At 72.1% G+C, this 584-nt stretch carries 1 protein-coding gene; it reads right to left on the minus strand.

Translation table 11 applies throughout. The features are described from left to right. A partial coding sequence (locus ABGB16_RS33945) for a hypothetical protein (RefSeq protein ID WP_347672131.1) occupies positions 1–222 on the minus strand: 222 nt, incomplete at its 3' end. Positions 223–584: the final 362 nt, after the last annotated feature.

Genomic DNA, 584 nt, shown 5'->3' on the forward strand with positions numbered 1-584 from the left:
CAGCACGTCACGGACCCCGATCGGATCGGTGGCGATGAAGGCGTACAGCATGCAGTACCCGTCACCCGGCACCGGCAACATCGGATCCGGGCCGGCCACCGATGCGATGGCCGGCCGCTGGACGGACGTCAACGACGACGGGTCCACAACAACATCCCAGAACGCATTGGCTGATCTTTGCGTAGCGTCAGCCTGGCCGGCCGCCTCCTGCCAACGCTCCAACGGCTGCGGCTGCGGCTGCGGCTGCGGCTGCGGCGGGGGCGGGGGCGGGGGCGGGGGGGCGGCCGGCGGAGTCCGCACTGCCGGTTGCCCCTGGTCGACCTGCGCGCTCGCCGCCCTTGGCCGCTGCTGGCCCTGCCACGTATTCCCGACCGGACGCGCCCACGACCCGTCGACCGGTGGGGTCGGGTCGTCTGTGTCGGGTCCGGGGACATCTACCGCGTCGTCCTGCTCTGCTTGGTATGCCGCGGCTACGGATCCGGTTGATGCGGGTGTCACCGCGGCGGCGTTGTCGCTGGACCCGCCGGTCAGCTGCGGCGGGTCTCCCGCCGTCCACCCACCCGCATCCACGGCTCGGTGGGATT

It is taken from the genome of Micromonospora sp. B11E3 (assembly GCF_039871625.1).
Lineage (GTDB): Bacteria > Actinomycetota > Actinomycetes > Mycobacteriales > Micromonosporaceae > Micromonospora.